Here is a 15,887-nt window from a genome sequence, read left to right as displayed (position 1 = left end):
CGGCGTTCAGCCCCTGATTCGACCGGTGTCGTCGTACTCGATGCGCAGCGCACCGTCGCCGAGGTCGTCGAGCAGAACGGTCGCCGCGGCCGCGCGTCCGGCAGGGAGGAGCCGAACCGTGACGGATCCGGCGTGGGCACCGTCCAGGCTGTTCGACGCGGCGGCCACGATGCGGTCACGTGCGTCGTCGTCCAGCGTGGCCGGGGCGCGGTCGTCGAGCATCATCACCTCGACCCCTCGTGCCCGGGCGGATCTCGCTGCGCGAGCCAGGTTCGGTCGAACGAGACCGCGGGCGCGCAGAGAATCGCGGAGCTCCGCTTCGAGCAACACGCACCCGAGTAGTTCCTCGTCGGTGAGATCGGGACCGTCGGCGATGCGCTGAAGCAACGGCCGTGCCAGGGCGTCGAGACTGGCCAGCCGCGCGTCGCGTTCCTCGAGGACGGCGGCCGCGGCGGCCTGGGACGCGATGCGCACCGTCGACTGCTTGCGCAGCTCGAAGATGGCTGCGGCCAGTGGGCGGATGGTGAACGCGAAGAATGTCGCCATCAACAGCGGCGCGACGTTGATGGCGCTGAACGAGAGTCCGTACAGGATTCCTTGACCCGTCAGGACCGCCCATCCGATGGCGACGGACATGGTCAGAGCGAGCCCGAGCCACGCGGCCAGGGTGCGCCCGCGGACACACATGAAGGTGTAGATCACCAGTGGCATCCCCAAGGGCCATGTCTGCAGGCTCCCGGCGAGTGGGACCGGCACCACTGCAAAAACCAGTGCCGCTGCGATCGGGCCCGATGCGGTCATGAATGCGGTCGACCGCACACTCGGTGGGTCACCCGGTGCTCGGAGCAAGAGGATGACCGCGGCCGAGAGCACGACCACCGCTACGTATTCGGGCCACACTGCCGACACCCCGGTCAGGGTCGAGGATGCGCACGTCAGGCACGCGAGGACAAAGAATCCGGCAACCGCGTATGCGGCTGTCGACTTCATCGACAGCAGATCACGAACGTCCGCTCCGTTCATCGCTTCCAGCCAAGTCGCACAGTGGTGCCTGCGGCGGAGGATTCGATGTCGGCGGATCCGCCGACCAGCTGGCGCATCCTGCCTTCGATGCTGACGGCCACGCCCAGTCGGTGGGGCGGAACCGAGCGTCGATCGAAGCCGATTCCGTCGTCCTGCACGGTGACCAGCATCATCGACGAAGCCAGCTCGGCGGTAACCGACCTTTTCGATCCCTGTGCGTGAATTCGGCTGTTGCGCAGCGCCTCTGCGAGAGCGGCAGCGACGGATCTGACGACGTCGGCCGGGTATTCCTCGGGTTGTTCGAGCTCGTCCACGTGAACGGTGAATTCGATCGACTCGTCGACCGTCGTTGCGGCAGAACGAAGCTGAGCCAGAGCCTCGTCCGCGGAGAAACTGTCGGAGACAGTACCTGTGGTCAGGTCGTCCAGATGGGCGAGCGCCGACCGGGCCTGCCGCGCCAGACTCGGGGTGCGGCCATGGCGCGCAACGGCGAGGAGGGAGGACATGACCTCGTCGTGGATCAACGCGTCGAACCGCTCACGCTCGACCTCGCGCGCGGACGTTGCCGCAGCCCGTGCCGCGTCGTTGTGTGCTTCGGAGATGGTGGCGTCGAGAATGCGCCCGGTGCGCACCGCGGCGAGTGTGGCCGCCACGAACACCGTGCAGAACATCATCGCGAAAACGATGTCTGCAACCACATTGCTGCGCGGAAATGGTTCTCGCACAGCCTGATTGGTAACCTGAACGATGACGACCGATGTGGTCATGTGTGCGAACGCCGGAATGGGTTGCCACACTGTTGCAGCGGCGAGTGCTGCCAACCCGGGAAACGCGGCGAGAAACGTCCCCGCTCGATCGAACGTCGTGCCGTCCCAGGCCACCCACCACAGCAGTGCCATGATCGGGAACGCCAGGGCGGCGATGGAACCGGCAACACGAATGAACCCGACGCTCGGGTGGAAGGTGGAGGCCGCGAACGCGAAGCCTGTGCCGAACACGACAATCACTGCCGTTGGAGTCCACCATCCGGGAGCGAGGCTACCGGTGCGTGCGATATCCGGGATGAGCAGCAGCAGGTATGCCCCATAGCCGACACCGACGAAACGGCCGATGATTCTGATGAGTCGATCCGTCGAACGGTGCGCCGCATCGGCACCGGCCACCTGCTGCTCGTTGTCCATTCACCCCTCCGAGGGAGGAGTGTAAACCAAGGTCAGGCGTCTTCGGTGGTGGTCTGCTGCTCGAATTTCTGCGCTGCCCTCGTCCGGGAGTATCGAACGAACGCGACCACGACTGCCGAGATCGCGACGACCACTCCGGCCGCGATGTACGGCGCAGATGTGCCCGGCATCAGGCCCTCGAAGAACAGCACGGCACCGAAGACGAAGAACAGGATTGCTGCACCGTACTGAATCATGCGCTCGGGCAAGTGCTTTTGGAGAACCGCACCGACCACGATGGCGAGCGCATCGGCCGCGACCATGCCGATGGTCGAGCCGATCCAGACGCCGACCCAGTCGTTGTCGGCCGCGAGAGTGACGGTCGCCAGCATCGTCTTGTCGCCCAGCTCGGCGAGGAAGAACGCCGACGCGATCGCCAGGAAGGCGGACTTGGTGACGCGGGAGGCCTTCGCGCCTTCGTCGTCGGACAACGAGTCGCCGCGCAGCGTCCAGAGCCCGAAGATGACGAACGCGATGCCGCCGACGATCGATATCGCCTCGGTGGGAATCGACACGCCGAGGAAGTGGCCGACCGCGACGGATACGAGGTGCACGACCGTCGTGGCGACCGTGATGCCGCCGATGACGACGTACCACTTGTAGCGCAGAGCGAACGTCATGGCCATGAGCTGGGATTTGTCACCCAACTCGGCCACGAAAATGACAGCGAAACTCAACAACAATGCGGACAGCACAGCAGACTCCTCGGTCGTCGAACGGACCGAAGGTCTCGCCCACCGGAAGTACCGGTTCAGGTGCCGGGTCGCAGATTTACGACCAGTATGTCGACACGTTGATTGGGGGCTACTCCCCTTCGCTGTGGACGACTTTAAGGGCCGTTTCGCGAATTGTCCAATGCGCCAATAAGTTTGGGGACCCGAAAAATCGTGTGAGGGTAACGGTCAGGAGGCGAGGAGCATTGCCAAAACTGCGGTGTCGGGATCGCTGATCGGGTCCAGCCCGACGCGACTGACCATCGATGTCACGGTGCCGTCGGACTCGGCCTCCACCCACGCAGCCCGGTGATCGAGACCGAGGTGCGGAAGACCCGGCAGCAGAACGCAACCGGACGCAGCACCGGCACACTCCGGGAGTGAGGGCGTTGTCTCCGACGGTGGATGCAGCATCAGCAATGCGGCCGGCTGACGGGCCGAGAACCGTCCGGGAGCCAACGCGAAATCGCCGATCACCGGTCCCTCGGCCACCACCAGGCCGACCGTCCCCGGCTCGGGATCCTCGGGCAATTCCTCCCGTACCCCGAACACCGTCGACGTCGCCAACAGGCCCGGCATGGACGCAACCCGTACGGCCAGCGCCAGAAACTGGGCCCACTCCTTGGTGGTGTCCGGCCAACGGCCGGAGATCACGAATCCGCGCAGCAGACCGGCGGCGTGAAAAGGCGAGACACCGATGAGATTTCGATCGTCCATTGCGCATCCCTCCCAGACAGGTACGAGGCAGAAGCCGGGCACACGACGTTGGGTAAGGAGAAGGATGACCCGAAAACGGCTGGCACACAAGATGGGGAGAGTGCCAACCGGGTTTCGAAACGCGAGAGGGCCGGTGCGCAGATGCGCACCGGCCCTCTCGAGACGAAATGACTACGGGAAGATCAGACCCGGGGTCTTCGACGTGGCGGCCTCGAAACGAGCCTGGACGTCGGCCCAGTTGACGACGTTCCAGAACGCCTTGACGTAATCGGCCTTGACGTTCTTGTACTGCAGGTAGAAGGCGTGCTCCCACATGTCGACCTGGAGCAGCGGGATGATGCCCAGCGGCACGTTGGCCTGCTGATCGTAGAGCTGGAAGGTGAGCAGCTTCTTGCCCAGCGAGTCGTAACCCAGGACGGCCCAGCCGGAGCCCTGCAGGCCGTTGGCGGCAGCGGTGAACTGTGCGCGGAACTTGTCGAACGAACCGAACTGGTCGTCGATCGCGGCACCGAGTTCGCCCTCGGGCTTGTCGCCACCGTTGGGCGAGAGGTTCTTCCACCAGATGGAGTGGTTGACGTGACCACCGAGGTGGAACGCGAGGTTCTTCTCCAACAGGAAGATACTGCCGTGATCCTCGTTGTCGCGCGCTGCGGCTAGCTTCTCGAGCGCGGTGTTCGCGCCTGCGACGTAGGTGGCGTGGTGCTTGGAGTGGTGAAGCTCGTTGATCTCGCCCGAGATGTGCGGCTCGAGGGCGGAGTAATCGAAATCAAGGTCGGGCAAGGTGTACTCGGACACGTGGTTCCCTTCTCTAACGACGCCGTACCCATCGCGTGATGCGGGCACGTTCGTCCTACTTCGGATCTTTCGTAGGGTTCAACCCAATCTCATTCGTACCCCTTGTGCAACCGTTGTAACCGAGATGCTTTTCTCGGAATAAATTCACGTGAACAAGACAGTCGAATACTCACGCTGTGAATTCGCTCCGAATATCACGAAACAGTTGCGGAGCGGGTCTGGATTGGTCCTGAAGGTGAACGGAACCTAAACTCGCGGGTGTGGAAGGGGACCGACCGAGCCGAAATGCGGTCGAGAACTCCGCCGTCACGGACCCGGTTACCGCGCCCCGAGTTCAGATGAACGGTGCCGACCTCCTTCGTGTCATCGCCGTTTTGGCAGTCCTGTACTCACACATCTCGTTCTATCTGATCGACGACATCGGCGGTGGCTGGTGGGTGATCGACGTGGTCAACACGGTTCTCATCGAGGACACGGGACTGAACCTGCACCTGTCGTTCGTCGGTGTCGGTATGTTCATGCTCCTCACCGGCCTGCTGATCACCCGATCGGCGATGCGGCATTCGCGTCGGGACTTCATGGTCGCGCGACTGGCCCGCCTGGTCCCTGCACTCTGGTTTGCCGTCGCACTGGCCGTCGTCCTCGTCAAGCTCGGCCTCAACGGGATGTTCAGCGGACAACCCGGAATCACCAACGGCGAGGCCGTGCTCAGCTTCTTCCTCGGCGGCTTCTTTCTCCGACCCGAAGTCGCCGTCCTCGGCGTCACCTGGACACTCGCCGTGCAGATCGTGTTCTACCTCTACTGCGTCGCCATGCGCGGGGTGCTGCGTACCAGGCCCATGGTGGTGCCGCTGGTCGGAGCCGCATTGTGCGCTGTGGTCATCGCCTACAACCTCTACCTGCCGCAGCCCTACACAATGCCGTTCCTGACGAAGGTTGCGGGCGTACTACCGACTCTCTTCCTCGGCCAGATCATCTACCTCGGCTGGGCGAAATTGGTCGGCTGGCGATGGGTGGTCCTCGGAGTCATCGCGCAGATCGAAGTCATCCGACTCGCCATCGACGTCCACACCTTCTGGATGGGCGACACCTACCTGTGGACCCTGCTGGTCATCACCGGAACCGTCCTGATCCTGGCGCGATACGACGGGCCCGTCACCCGCTGGCCCGTCGTCCACTGGATCGGCACCCGTAGCTACGCGATCTATCTGATCCACACCCTCGTGCTCTACCGGATCTACGCCACCGTCGAGCCGCACCTGGGCCCCAGCGCCGCCGTGCTGGCCTTCCTCGCCGGCACGGCGGTGCTCGCCGAAATCATGTATCGCTGGATCGAACTGCCCGCGGCGCGACGTATCAGCTCGACCTACGCGCACCTGCGTGCTCGATCCGCTGCCTGAGCGCACCCCCCGTCGGTACTCGATGTGACATTTGGTGGCCTTTTCGGGGGTCAATGGCACATCGAGTGGACTCGGGCGGGCGGGAGTCGGTGGGCACTCAGAGCTGCGGGAGAACCTCGGAGGCGACGAGTTCGAGGTGATCGAGATCGGTGAGATCCATGGTCTGCAGGTACACCCGGGTGGCCCCGACGGCTCCGAAGCTGCCGATCTTGTCGACCAGTTCGGCGGGGCTGCCTGCTGCACCGTTCTCGCGCAGCTCCGACACTTCACGGCCGATGGCGGCGGCGCGTCGAGCGATGTCTTCTTCGGTGCGGCCGCAGCACAGGACGAGGGCGTTGGAGTAGACGAGGGAGTCCGGATCGCGGTCGGCGGCAGTGCAGGCAGCGCGGACGCGACCGAACTGGGTCTCGGTGTCGGCCAAGGACGCGAAGGGGATGTTGAACTCGTCGGCGTATTTTGCGGCGAGCGCGGGGGTGCGCTTCTTTCCGCCGCCGCCGATGACGATGGGTGGGTGCGGGGTCTGCACCGGCTTCGGGAGCGCGGGGGAGTTCGTGACGGGGTAGTGCGTGCCGTCGTACGAGAACGAGTCGCCGACGGGGGTGTCCCAGAGTCCGGTGATGACGGCGAGTTGCTCTTCGAGCCGGTCGAACCGCTCACCGAGCGGCGGGAACGGAATGCCGTAGGCCTTGTGCTCGTCCTCGAACCAGCCGGCACCGAGGCCGAGGTCGACGCGGCCGCCGCTCATGGCGTCGACCTGGGCGACGCTGATGGCGAGCGGCCCGGGGTAGCGGAAGGTGGCGGAGGTGACGAGTGTGCCGAGCCGAATGGTCGACGTCTCGCGAGCCAGACCGGCCAGCGTGATCCACGCGTCGGTGGGTCCGGGACCGCCGTCGCCGCTCATTGCGAGGTAGTGGTCGGATCGAAAGAACGCGCCGTAACCGAATTCCTCGGCTGCCTTGGCAACGCGGAGGAGGTCGTCGTATGTGGCACCTTGTTGCGGTTCGGTGAAGACGCGCAGTTCTACGGAAGTCATGTTCGCCAGCCTAAACAGCGACGCCACACGACCGCAGACGGTTGCTGTGTCAAATCACTATCGATCCACAGCCCGGGTTGGTATTCGATACACCGCAAGACCGACTCGATGCCCTGACCTGTGGATAGAAACCGGCACCGGCCCCGATTCTGTGCATCAACCTGTGGATACTGTGGATAACTTCTGTGGCCTGAGTGACGTAGGTCATAGTGATGCGTCACGCGGGTGGTCGGGACACGGGTGGCAGCCCCGCGCGAAGCCGTGACAAGATCGAGGTGTGTCTCATCCCGAGCAGCCGCCCGCCGTCACCGTCGCCCGACTCCCGGTGCCGTTTCCCGAGACGGCAGTTCTGCTCGACGTTCGTGAACCCGAGGAGTGGCAGGCCGGCCACGCGCCCGATGCCGTCCACATCCCGATGGGTGACATCCCGTCCCGCTCCGGCGAGATCGACAATCAATCCGAGGTCTTCGTCGTCTGCAAAGCCGGTGGCCGATCGGCTCGTGTCGTCGAATATCTGAACCGAGTGGGTTTCGATGCGATCAACGTCGACGGTGGGATGCTTGCCTGGCAGGACGCGGGCCGACCGATCGAGCGCGACGACGACTCCCACGAACCGAGAATCATCTAGATGACGGCTCCGCGGGGACGCGCACAGGCGTTCCAGGTCTGCGCCCGCTGCAGCACTCGATGGGCGGTCGGTGCACGACCGGGCACCTGGTGCCCCCGCTGCCATGGCGTCCTGCTCTCACCGGTCTCGGCCCAAGCGCCAGCTCAGGGTCGACGAAACTTCCGCTGGGTCGCCCGCCCCGCGACCTCGCGCTCGACATCCGCTCGCACCACTCGAACCGCAGGCCCGACGCCGACGCCGCGCTACGAATCGACGCCCGCGTGGGGCCTGCGTGACATCCCGCGCGATCCGGCGGCGGATCGGCCGGTGGGACGCGTCGAGCAGTACGCCGCCAACGCTCAGTTGCTCGTCCTGGTCACCGCGCTGCTGCTGACTCTCGGAGCGTTCGCCGAGGCGTTCCGCTACGGGATTCTGCTGTACAACCGCACCCGCCTGGTCTCGCCGATCACCCTGGCCGTATCCGACGCGTTGGTGTATTTCGCTCAGGTGGGCTCGCTCGTCGTCGGTCTGTTCGCTCTCGTCGGCTCGTCGTGCTGGTTGATCCGGCAGCGTCGGCTCGCCTTCGCTGCCGCTGGCGCGACCGAGCCACGGTCGCTGCGGTGGATGTTGCTGTTGTCGATGCTGCCGGTCGTGCGCATCGTCATGCCGGGGGTATATCTCACCGAGCTGGCCCGATTGCGCGGCGACACCGAGGCCGACGTGCACCGCGAGCTGTTTCTGGTTCGCATCTGGTGGGGTGTCTGGGCCGCGAGTAATGCACTGGTGGTCGTCCAGCTGCTGTGGAATCTGCAGAACAGCCTGCAAGCCCGGGCCGATGGAGTTCTCCTGTCGGCGTTCGTCGCCGCAGTAGCTGCGGGCTCGGCCGTGCTCACCCTGGCGGTGATGCGCCGATTCGAGGGCCGCACGCTGCGCGGATCGGCCCTGTCGCGTCCTACCCGCTGGGTCGTGGCGACCGGCACCAAAGCCACCAGCAACAGGGCCCCCGAACCCGAGCCCGAGGCGGTGACGGCGTCGTGAGTCCCGATCGCCGCGGCCCGCTCGTCGTCGCCCATCGCGGTGCTTCGGCGGCGAAGAAGGAACACACCCTCGCGGCCTACGACCTGGCACTGCGCGAGGGAGCCGACGGCGTCGAGTGCGATGTACGACTGACCAAGGACGGTCGAATCGTGTGCGTGCACGACCGCCGTGTCGACCGAACCTCGAACGGCACCGGAATCGTCAGCGAGATGAACTTCGAGGACCTCGCCAAGCTCGATTATGGCGACCCCGACGAGCCCGCGGAGCTCCTGACACTGCACGATCTCATTGCTCTGGTGCTGGACTGGACCAGCAAGCCGGTCAAGCTGTTCATCGAAACCAAGCATCCCGTGCGCTACGGCTCGCTGATCGAGAGCGCGGTGCTCGAGGAGCTGCACACGTTCGGGATCGGTTCGCCCGCATCGGCGGACCACTCACGAGCGGTCATCATGTCGTTCGCGCCCTCGGCGGTCTGGCGCGTGAGGCGCTCTGCCCCGATGCTCCCGACGGTGCTCCTCGGTGACAGCTCGCACTACCTCGGCGGGGGAGCGGCGACGACCGTCGGTGCCACTGCGGTCGGTCCGTCCATCCGTGCGCTGCGCGAACACCCGAGCATCATCGACCGCGCCGCCGCGTCGGGCCGGGCGAGTTACGTGTGGACCGTCGACGAGAAAGAGGACGTGGACCTGTGCCGCGAACTCGGTGTCGGGTGGATCGCCACCAATCACCCCGGCCGAACGCGAGCCTGGCTCGAATCGAAGAACGTGTAGGTTTTCGGGCGTGGGTAAGAGCAAAAGAAACAGTGGACCGAAGCAGGACAGCAACCGAGCGGCGAAGCTGGCCCAGCGTGAGGCCGAACGCGCGAGCATCGACTCGGCGTCGACCCGCCCGTTCGAGGGACTCGCCGCCGAATGCGATCTGGTAGCGCTGCGTGAGTTCGTCCCGTCGGCGACGGCCACCGCGCCGATCAGCGTGGACGGACGCACCATCACGCTGGCGACCGTGCTGCCCGGAGCCGTCGCAGCGCTGGTGCGCGAAGAAGCGGATAGCGTCGAGGGATTTGTCGGCCTGCAGGTACAGACGCAGTCGAAAGACGTTGCCGCAGATATCAGTAGCGCTCTGGGCTGGGTCTCGACTGCACCGGCCGGCGAGTCCCTGGAAGCCTCGAAGGTGGACGAGAACACGCCCGCCTTGACCGATGTGCTCGACGCCTCCGCGCTGCTCGAGATCACCGTCCATCAGGACTTCAACTGGTGGATTCCCGAAAGTGCCACTCCTGCAGCCGATGTGACTGCCACCGTCGAGCGTGCGAACCAGGCGATCATGCCGTCGGCTCGGATCGAAGCGGACGGCGTCGTCGCGGCCTGGTGGGTGGATGCGGGCGACAAGGCGCACATCCGCTGGGTTCGACCCGAGAGCGAAGACGATGTGATGCTCGCTCTCGCCCGGCTGCATGCTGCGGGCGATCTGCACCTGGGCGAGGGATCGCGCTACGCCGGCTCGTTCCGTACGCACGGATTGCTGGTGCCGGTGTTCGATCTCGATCCCGAGATGCACCCCACCGAATGGGCCGCGCCCACAAAGGAATTCGGAGAGAAGCTGAACGAAGCTCTCGCCGTGGACGCTCCGCTCACGGCAGCGCAGCTGCGCTCACGTGACGGTTTGCGCGGTCGTCAGGTCACACTGCGCTGACGGTTTCCGGCCGGGATACGCGGCCGAGAAGAAGTGCATGGAAACGCACAACGGGTGGCCGCCCGAACAAGATTCCTTGTTCGGGCGGCCACCCGTATGAGCGCGCTACTTGCGGCGAGATCTACAGCGATCCGCCGGCAACGGTGGGCGCGCCCGCGTCGGCGACCACGCTGGTGTTCATCTCGCGGGCAACGAACTGCTCGAGGTCGAACAGGTTGTGTCCCGCGCGATCTGCGATGTTGAGCAGAGTCTTCATGCTCGCAACTTCCTCGACCTGCTCCTTGAGGAACCACTGCATGAACTGCTCGCCGAGGTAGTCGCCCTCTTCGCGCGCGGTGCTGGCCAGCGCGATGATCTGCTCGGTAACGGTCTCTTCTTGCGCCAGCGCCAGTGCGATGGCCTCGCGAGGATCGGTGAAGACGGACTTCGACGCGTCGACGCCGGTCAGCTCGACCGTGATGTCGCGATCGAGGAAGTACTGCACGATCATCATCGCATGGTTGCGCTCTTCGACCGACTGCGCGTAGAAGTGCTGGGCCAGCTGCGGCAGATCGACATTCGCGAAGTAGACAGCGGTGGCGATGTACTGCTGCGAGGCGTTGAACTCGTTGCGAATCTGGTCGCGAAGAAGTGCGTGGAACTTGGTGTGGCTGGTTTCTTTGATATCGACGCTCATGACCAGGACAATATGCCTGGTCAGAGGGCCCTGTCATCCAAGTCGAACCTTAATGAGGCGAACGTAGCCTAATACAGTGGATCCTAAATGTCCGCTCTGAGCAGGGCGCACGCTACGCGCTACCGGCTTCCTTCGGGGCATTGGTGGCGCGGATCACCGATCCACCGATCTCTCGTGCGACGTACTGCTCGATGTCGAACAGGTTGGATTCGGCCCGCCGGACGATGTTGAGCAAACTCTGCATCGCCGCCACTTCCTCGACCTGCTCGGTGAGGAACCAGTGGGTAAACTGCTCACCGATGTAGTCGCCCTCGGCCCGGGCAGCGCGTGCGAGCGCGGTGATCTGCTCGGTCACCGCCGTCTCCTGTGCCAGTGCCAGTTCCACCGGTTCGACCACCGACTCGAACGCCGTCACCACGTCGCCGATGCTCGACGCGTCGACATCGAGTCGATTGTCGATGAGGAACCGGATCATCATCATGGCGTGCCGACGCTCTTCGGCGGACTGGTTGTAGAAGCGTGTGGCGAGCTGCGGCAGATCGTTTCGGTCGAACCACACCGCGATTGCGACGTACTGCTGCGATGCGGTGAACTCGTGCTGCACCTGAGCGCGGAGCAGATCGTGGAACGACGCGGCGGGCATCACGGCGGGCTGGACAGACGACGGTGTCATGGTCCTCAACCTACAACCCAGGGTCGTTCCGCAGGCTCCTCTCCCGCCTACCGCTCGCGGGTGGAAGTGGAGCCTGCAGGAACGACCGATTCGGCGGCTCAGGGGCCTCCGGTCAGCAGATCCGGCGGGATCTCGCGATCCTGGGCGATGGCGTCGAAGAATGCCGGTGCGCGGGTGTCGTCCCACAGCAGCACATTTCCGACGTCGGAGTCCTGGAATCCGCCGACCGGCACCGTCGTGGTCACCGGGCCTCCGCGCATTGCCCAGGCCAGACCGGCCAGGTTCCAGATGTGGTCTCCCTCGTCCACGCTCAACGACGACGCTGTATCGGACACCAGCGGCCACAGCTTCAGTGGGTTGAGGAAAGTCGATGCGCTGGTGGCCTTTTCGAGCAGTGCGGACATGAATGCCCGCTGGTTGTTCATCCTGTCCAGATCGGCCAACGCGGTCGCGCGGGATCGCACGAAACCGAGAGCCTCGGACCCGGTGAGGTCCTGGCAGCCGGCGGGAATGTTGATGCCCGCCAACGGATCGTCGATCGCGTTCTGTACGCACACGTTCACCCCGCCGACAGCGTCGACGATCCCGGCGAAGCCGCCGAAGCCGATCTCGGCGTAGTGGTCGATGTGAACCCCGGTTGCACCCTCGACCGTCTGCACCAACAGTGACGGTCCACCGAATGCGAAGGACGCGTTGAGCTTGTCCTCGCCGTTGCCCGGAATCGACACGTAGGAATCTCGAGGCAGGCTGACCATCGTGGTCGCGCCGCCGCCCTCGGGGATGTGGATCAGAATGATCGTGTCGGTGCGACTCGGGCCCACCTCGCCGCCGGTGGCCAGCGTGGCCTCCTGCTCCGGCGTCAGGCCTGCCCGTGAATCCGAACCGACGAGAAGCCAATTGGTGCCGGGAGTGTCTCCGACGCGACCGGGGTACGAGGTAAGTGCGTCGACCCGCGTCAACGAACTGTCCACGTAGTAGACGACGCCGCCGATTCCCAGCACGAGAACGAGCAACACGATCAGGAAGCGGCGACCCCAGCGTCTGCGCTTACGCGGCTTCGCGACCTTGGGTGGACGCGAATCTCGTTGTGGTCGAGCCGGTTGTGGCCTGGCGGGTTCCGGCCGGCGCTGTGCCGGCGCTGCAGGTTGTCTGCGCTCCTCGGTGTACGGCTCCGGTTGCTGGCGCGGGGCATACCCGGTGCGGCCCTGCTGCTCGTCCGCAGTTCGTGAGTACTCACGCGTCGAATCGCGCGGGCCGGACTCCGGTGCTTGGGACCATGCCTGCTGCGCTGCGGCCGAGGGTGCCGGTCCGGGGATCGGTCGACCGTCACGCCGAATGAACTCGGTGCCTTCCGGAACCGGTCCAGGAGGGACCGATCGGCCACGTTCCGGACGCTCACCCCGTGGCTCCGCACGTCGCGGCGGTTCGGGGTTGTACCGGCGTGGGTCGCGTTCGGGTGGCGGCTGGCCCGGGCGATACCCCCGAGGAGGGGGCGGCTGCTGTCCGGACGGCTGTCGATAGGGCCGCTGGGCGGGTGGTTGCTGGGTGGGTGTCTGTTGTCTGGGTGGTCGCTGGCCGGGTGGCTGCTGCGGCGGCTGCCCTCCGGCGCGACCGGGCTGGGGGGCGGGGCCGGGTTGACCTGCGGGGCGGGGTTGACCTGCGGGGCCGGGCCGGGCTGCTGGATCGGGCCGGCCATGACGACTCGGGGGAGGTGGGCCGGCCGGGGTGCGACCGGGAGGCGGCGTGCGCCGGTCCGGCGCGCCGTGCCGTCCGTAGCGATCGTCGTCGTTCACGAATCGACTGTAGCCGTCGGCGCGGGAACACCATGGTTCCTCGGACGTGGATCGCGTCTGGATTCAGGGGAGCCACGACAGATGTTCGCGCAGGAGTGCGTAGCCGACGAAGGCGACGATATCGATCAGAGCATGCGCGATCAGCAGCGGCCAGAGCCTTCCGGTGCGCTGCCAGTAGCGGCCGAAGACCAGGCCCATCAGGAAGTTTCCGACGCCTCCGCCCACCCCCTGATAGAGGTGGTAGCTCCCGCGCAGCAGCGACGAACACAGCAGCGATGCGTTCTCACCGAGCCCGAGTCTGCGCAGCCGGGAGATCAGGTACGCCACGACGATGATCTCTTCGGCACCGGAGTTGGCCAGCGCGTACAGGATCAGGGCCGGCACGCGCCACCAGTGGTCGTCGAGGGCGCTCGGCACGACGTTCAGATTGAAGCCGAGAGCATTGCCGACGAGATACAGCGCCAGGCCGGGCAGCCCGATCAATGCCGCCAGTCCGACGCCGTGCCCGAGGTCGATCTTCAGGCGCGGTCTGGCCAGTCCGATCGCCCGCGGTGCCAGGTCGGCTCGCCACAGCAGGTACAGACCCAGCCCACCCCATGCGCACAACCGCAGAATGCTGAGCAGTTGGAACAACAGATCGATCAGGCTGAAGCTCGACCGTGACGAGTTCAGTGCCACGGTCTGATCGGACAGGGCGGCGGTCTGCAGGGCGTCCTCGACGAGCGAGAGGATGCTGCTCATTCCGCTGAGGCCGAACGTCACCAGCAACACGATTGCGATCTCGACCTTGATGGTCGTGCGCTCGCGAGCGTCGGGCAGGGGAGCGGTGCGCTCCGGCGGCGGTGGCGTCAACCAGCTCTTGAAGTCGATCACCGCACGAGTCTGCCCTTTTTTGTGCGCTGGGGCGTCAGCCGCGGGCGCGCAGGCCGTTGAGGAACGGGCAACCGGCGAGTACGCGCAGGGCGCGACTGAGCGAGAGGACGTCGTCGACGGGCTCGGCGAATCCCAGGCGGACGTCGTTGTCACCGCAGTCGCTCTCGATGCGCAGCCGAATTCCGTAGCGATCGATCCCGAGCGGACGGATTCGACCCTGACGCAGTGATGGCGGGAGGCGTCGAGACAGCTGGGCGAGCAGGTCGGGATGGTCGGAATCGAGGTGCTCGAGCCAGCTGGTCTCCATCTCCCAGAAAGGATCGGGTTCGGCCGCCAGCAGGGATTCGACGTCGACGGGTTCCGCGCCGGTACTGTCTGCGACCACTGCAGAGCCGACGATCAACCGCATCAGCGAGGTGGTGTGGCCGACGTCGAGCAGCGCCGGGTGCGGGTGTTCTGCGGCCACGGCTCCGGCCATGGGACGCATCAGCGATTCCGGTACCGGACGTAGATCGCCCCGCAGCCACACCAGCGATCGCACCGGTTCGCGCAGTGCGAGAGGTGCGTGATCGGTGAGTTCGAGGACGGCGGGAATGCTGGACCGCGAGGATTGCCAGGTGTTCGCACCGTCGAGAGAGTCGGTGCGGACGGCCAGGATCATCTCGCCGTTGGGTCGCAGGTGGTGCAGGGATGTGATGAGCGGGTCGCTGCCGTCGATGGCCAGGGCGGCACCCTCGGAGCGCATGCAGGCACTACGCACGCGTTCGGCAGTGGACGGTCCGGTGGTGGTGGTTGCGCCGAGCATGGGCTCCTCCGATGCGATCGAGCTGCCAAATAGGTGAGGCATGCCTAAGTAATGCGCCCCTAAGTTATACCGGTGTGGCGGGGATCGCAAGAGCAACTCGGGGCTACGGTGAAGGCGTGCCGATTCCGTTGACCCTCGGTGTGCCACACCGACCCGACCCGAACGCACTCGTGCACGGGTTACTGCTGCCGATCTGCTCCGATGCCGGCGAGCTGAACGCCGCCCCCCGAGGGGATGAGTACGGCCCGGCCGTCGTCCGAGCTTCGACCTTGCTTGCGAGTACGGACACGGCCGATCTCGGACGCATCGTGGTGCACCTCGATATCGACCCGGACGAACTCCGTGCGAGTCGGACCGGCGGCTACGAAGTGGTCCGATTCGACGTGGACGCCCCCGCCGAGCATCTCGCCGATGCACTCGCGCTGCGGTTGCCCTCGCCGGTGGTCGTCTTCCCGGTGTTCGACGCCATCGACGTGGCCGAGACCGCGGAGACCGTCGTGTTCGCGCACCGGACTCCGGGCATCAGCGTCGCCGACACCCCGCGACGCATCGCCGACGTGCTCGCCGTGGTCTCCCACGCAGACGTCGGGCTGGTCGCCCGCGCTGACACCGGCGACGAGGTCCTGGCGATCCTCGCGGCGACCGTGGCATCTCTGCGCGGAGACGACATCAGCGCCGCCCTGGCCACGCCGAACGTCGCCGCACTGCGGGCCTTGATCCCCGAGGCTGCGGAGGCGGTGCGTGAGGTGCTGCTCGGTATCGAGATCGCCGATGCCGCCGGTGCCCGCGCACGGCTCGTCGAGGTCGGTTTGATCGCGTCGTAGACGTC

General features: G+C 65.6%; 17 protein-coding genes. 6 read left to right on the top strand and 11 right to left on the bottom strand.

Features of this window, described 5'->3' with window-relative positions:
* Positions 1-6: 6 nt before the first annotated feature.
* From ASG84_RS12445 to ASG84_RS12425, 5 genes are all read right to left on the bottom strand, one after another.
* Positions 7-1,023: a hypothetical protein gene (locus tag ASG84_RS12445; RefSeq protein ID WP_057477344.1), complete on the bottom strand. Its 1,017-nt coding sequence runs from the start codon at positions 1,021-1,023 to the stop codon at positions 7-9.
* A complete protein-coding gene (locus ASG84_RS12440; protein ID WP_057477343.1) occupies positions 1,020-2,204 on the bottom strand; it encodes a sensor histidine kinase in 1,185 nt (394 codons plus the stop codon). The genes ASG84_RS12445 and ASG84_RS12440 overlap by 4 nt, the downstream gene beginning before the upstream one ends.
* Before the next feature lie 32 nt (positions 2,205-2,236).
* On the bottom strand, positions 2,237-2,938 hold the full coding sequence (locus ASG84_RS12435; protein WP_057477342.1) for a TMEM165/GDT1 family protein: 702 nt from the start codon (positions 2,936-2,938) through the stop codon (positions 2,237-2,239).
* 207 nt (positions 2,939-3,145) lie between these two features.
* The gene (locus ASG84_RS12430) at positions 3,146-3,673 is read right to left on the bottom strand and encodes a hypothetical protein (protein ID WP_032380926.1); all 528 of its coding nucleotides are present in this window, start codon (positions 3,671-3,673) and stop codon (positions 3,146-3,148) included.
* A 171-nt stretch (positions 3,674-3,844) separates the two neighbouring features.
* Positions 3,845-4,468: a superoxide dismutase gene (locus ASG84_RS12425; protein ID WP_057477341.1), complete on the bottom strand. Its 624-nt coding sequence runs from the start codon at positions 4,466-4,468 to the stop codon at positions 3,845-3,847.
* A 338-nt stretch (positions 4,469-4,806) separates the two neighbouring features.
* Here ASG84_RS12425 and ASG84_RS12420 point away from each other — a divergent pair, with 338 nt between their 5' ends.
* Positions 4,807-5,868 carry an acyltransferase family protein gene (locus ASG84_RS12420; protein ID WP_082520959.1) on the top strand — a complete coding sequence of 354 codons (1,062 nt, stop codon included), beginning with the start codon at positions 4,807-4,809 and terminating at the stop codon, positions 5,866-5,868.
* A gap of 97 nt (positions 5,869-5,965) precedes the next feature.
* Here the strand turns inward: ASG84_RS12420 and ASG84_RS12415 are convergent, their stop codons facing one another.
* The gene (locus tag ASG84_RS12415) at positions 5,966-6,901 is read right to left on the bottom strand and encodes an LLM class F420-dependent oxidoreductase (protein WP_057477429.1); all 936 of its coding nucleotides are present in this window, start codon (positions 6,899-6,901) and stop codon (positions 5,966-5,968) included.
* A gap of 277 nt (positions 6,902-7,178) precedes the next feature.
* On the opposite strand from ASG84_RS12415, the gene ASG84_RS12410 reads away from it, so the two are divergent.
* The 4 genes from ASG84_RS12410 to ASG84_RS12395 are packed head-to-tail and all read left to right on the top strand — an operon-like array spanning position 7,179 to position 10,238.
* On the top strand, positions 7,179-7,529 hold the full coding sequence (locus ASG84_RS12410) for a rhodanese-like domain-containing protein (RefSeq protein WP_057477339.1): 351 nt from the start codon (positions 7,179-7,181) through the stop codon (positions 7,527-7,529).
* A complete protein-coding gene (locus ASG84_RS12405) occupies positions 7,530-8,546 on the top strand; it encodes a DUF4328 domain-containing protein (RefSeq protein ID WP_057477338.1) in 1,017 nt (338 codons plus the stop codon).
* Complete coding sequence (locus ASG84_RS12400) at positions 8,543-9,316, top strand: glycerophosphodiester phosphodiesterase (RefSeq protein ID WP_057477337.1); 774 nt, start codon at positions 8,543-8,545, stop codon at positions 9,314-9,316. Before ASG84_RS12405 ends, ASG84_RS12400 begins: the two co-directional genes overlap by 4 nt.
* A 10-nt stretch (positions 9,317-9,326) precedes the next feature.
* Positions 9,327-10,238: a DUF5926 family protein gene (locus ASG84_RS12395; protein ID WP_057477336.1), complete on the top strand. Its 912-nt coding sequence runs from the start codon at positions 9,327-9,329 to the stop codon at positions 10,236-10,238.
* A 121-nt stretch (positions 10,239-10,359) separates the two neighbouring features.
* Here the strand turns inward: ASG84_RS12395 and ASG84_RS12390 are convergent, their stop codons facing one another.
* From ASG84_RS12390 to ASG84_RS12370, 5 genes are all read right to left on the bottom strand, one after another.
* Positions 10,360-10,914, bottom strand: coding sequence for a ferritin (locus ASG84_RS12390; RefSeq protein ID WP_057477335.1), 555 nt, complete (start codon positions 10,912-10,914; stop codon positions 10,360-10,362).
* 112 nt (positions 10,915-11,026) lie between these two features.
* Positions 11,027-11,587 carry a ferritin gene (locus ASG84_RS12385; protein ID WP_057477334.1) on the bottom strand — a complete coding sequence of 187 codons (561 nt, stop codon included), beginning with the start codon at positions 11,585-11,587 and terminating at the stop codon, positions 11,027-11,029.
* Positions 11,588-11,685: 98 nt separating this feature from the next.
* Positions 11,686-12,924, bottom strand: coding sequence for an LCP family protein (locus tag ASG84_RS12380; protein ID WP_235581646.1), 1,239 nt, complete (start codon positions 12,922-12,924; stop codon positions 11,686-11,688).
* Positions 12,925-13,443: 519 nt separating this feature from the next.
* Positions 13,444-14,253, bottom strand: coding sequence for a CPBP family intramembrane glutamic endopeptidase (locus ASG84_RS12375; RefSeq protein ID WP_057477332.1), 810 nt, complete (start codon positions 14,251-14,253; stop codon positions 13,444-13,446).
* Between the two features lie 34 nt (positions 14,254-14,287).
* Positions 14,288-15,058 carry a DUF2470 domain-containing protein gene (locus ASG84_RS12370; protein ID WP_057477331.1) on the bottom strand — a complete coding sequence of 257 codons (771 nt, stop codon included), beginning with the start codon at positions 15,056-15,058 and terminating at the stop codon, positions 14,288-14,290.
* Between the two features lie 116 nt (positions 15,059-15,174).
* Between ASG84_RS12370 and ASG84_RS12365 the strand changes: the two genes are divergently transcribed.
* The gene (locus tag ASG84_RS12365) at positions 15,175-15,882 is read left to right on the top strand and encodes a hypothetical protein (RefSeq protein WP_057477330.1); all 708 of its coding nucleotides are present in this window, start codon (positions 15,175-15,177) and stop codon (positions 15,880-15,882) included.
* Positions 15,883-15,887 lie beyond the last annotated feature (5 nt).

Source organism: Rhodococcus sp. Leaf278 (assembly GCF_001426085.1).
Lineage (GTDB): Bacteria > Actinomycetota > Actinomycetes > Mycobacteriales > Mycobacteriaceae > Rhodococcoides.
The sequence above is the reverse complement of the archived record's forward strand: the minus strand, read 5'-3'. Positions and strand labels throughout refer to the sequence as shown.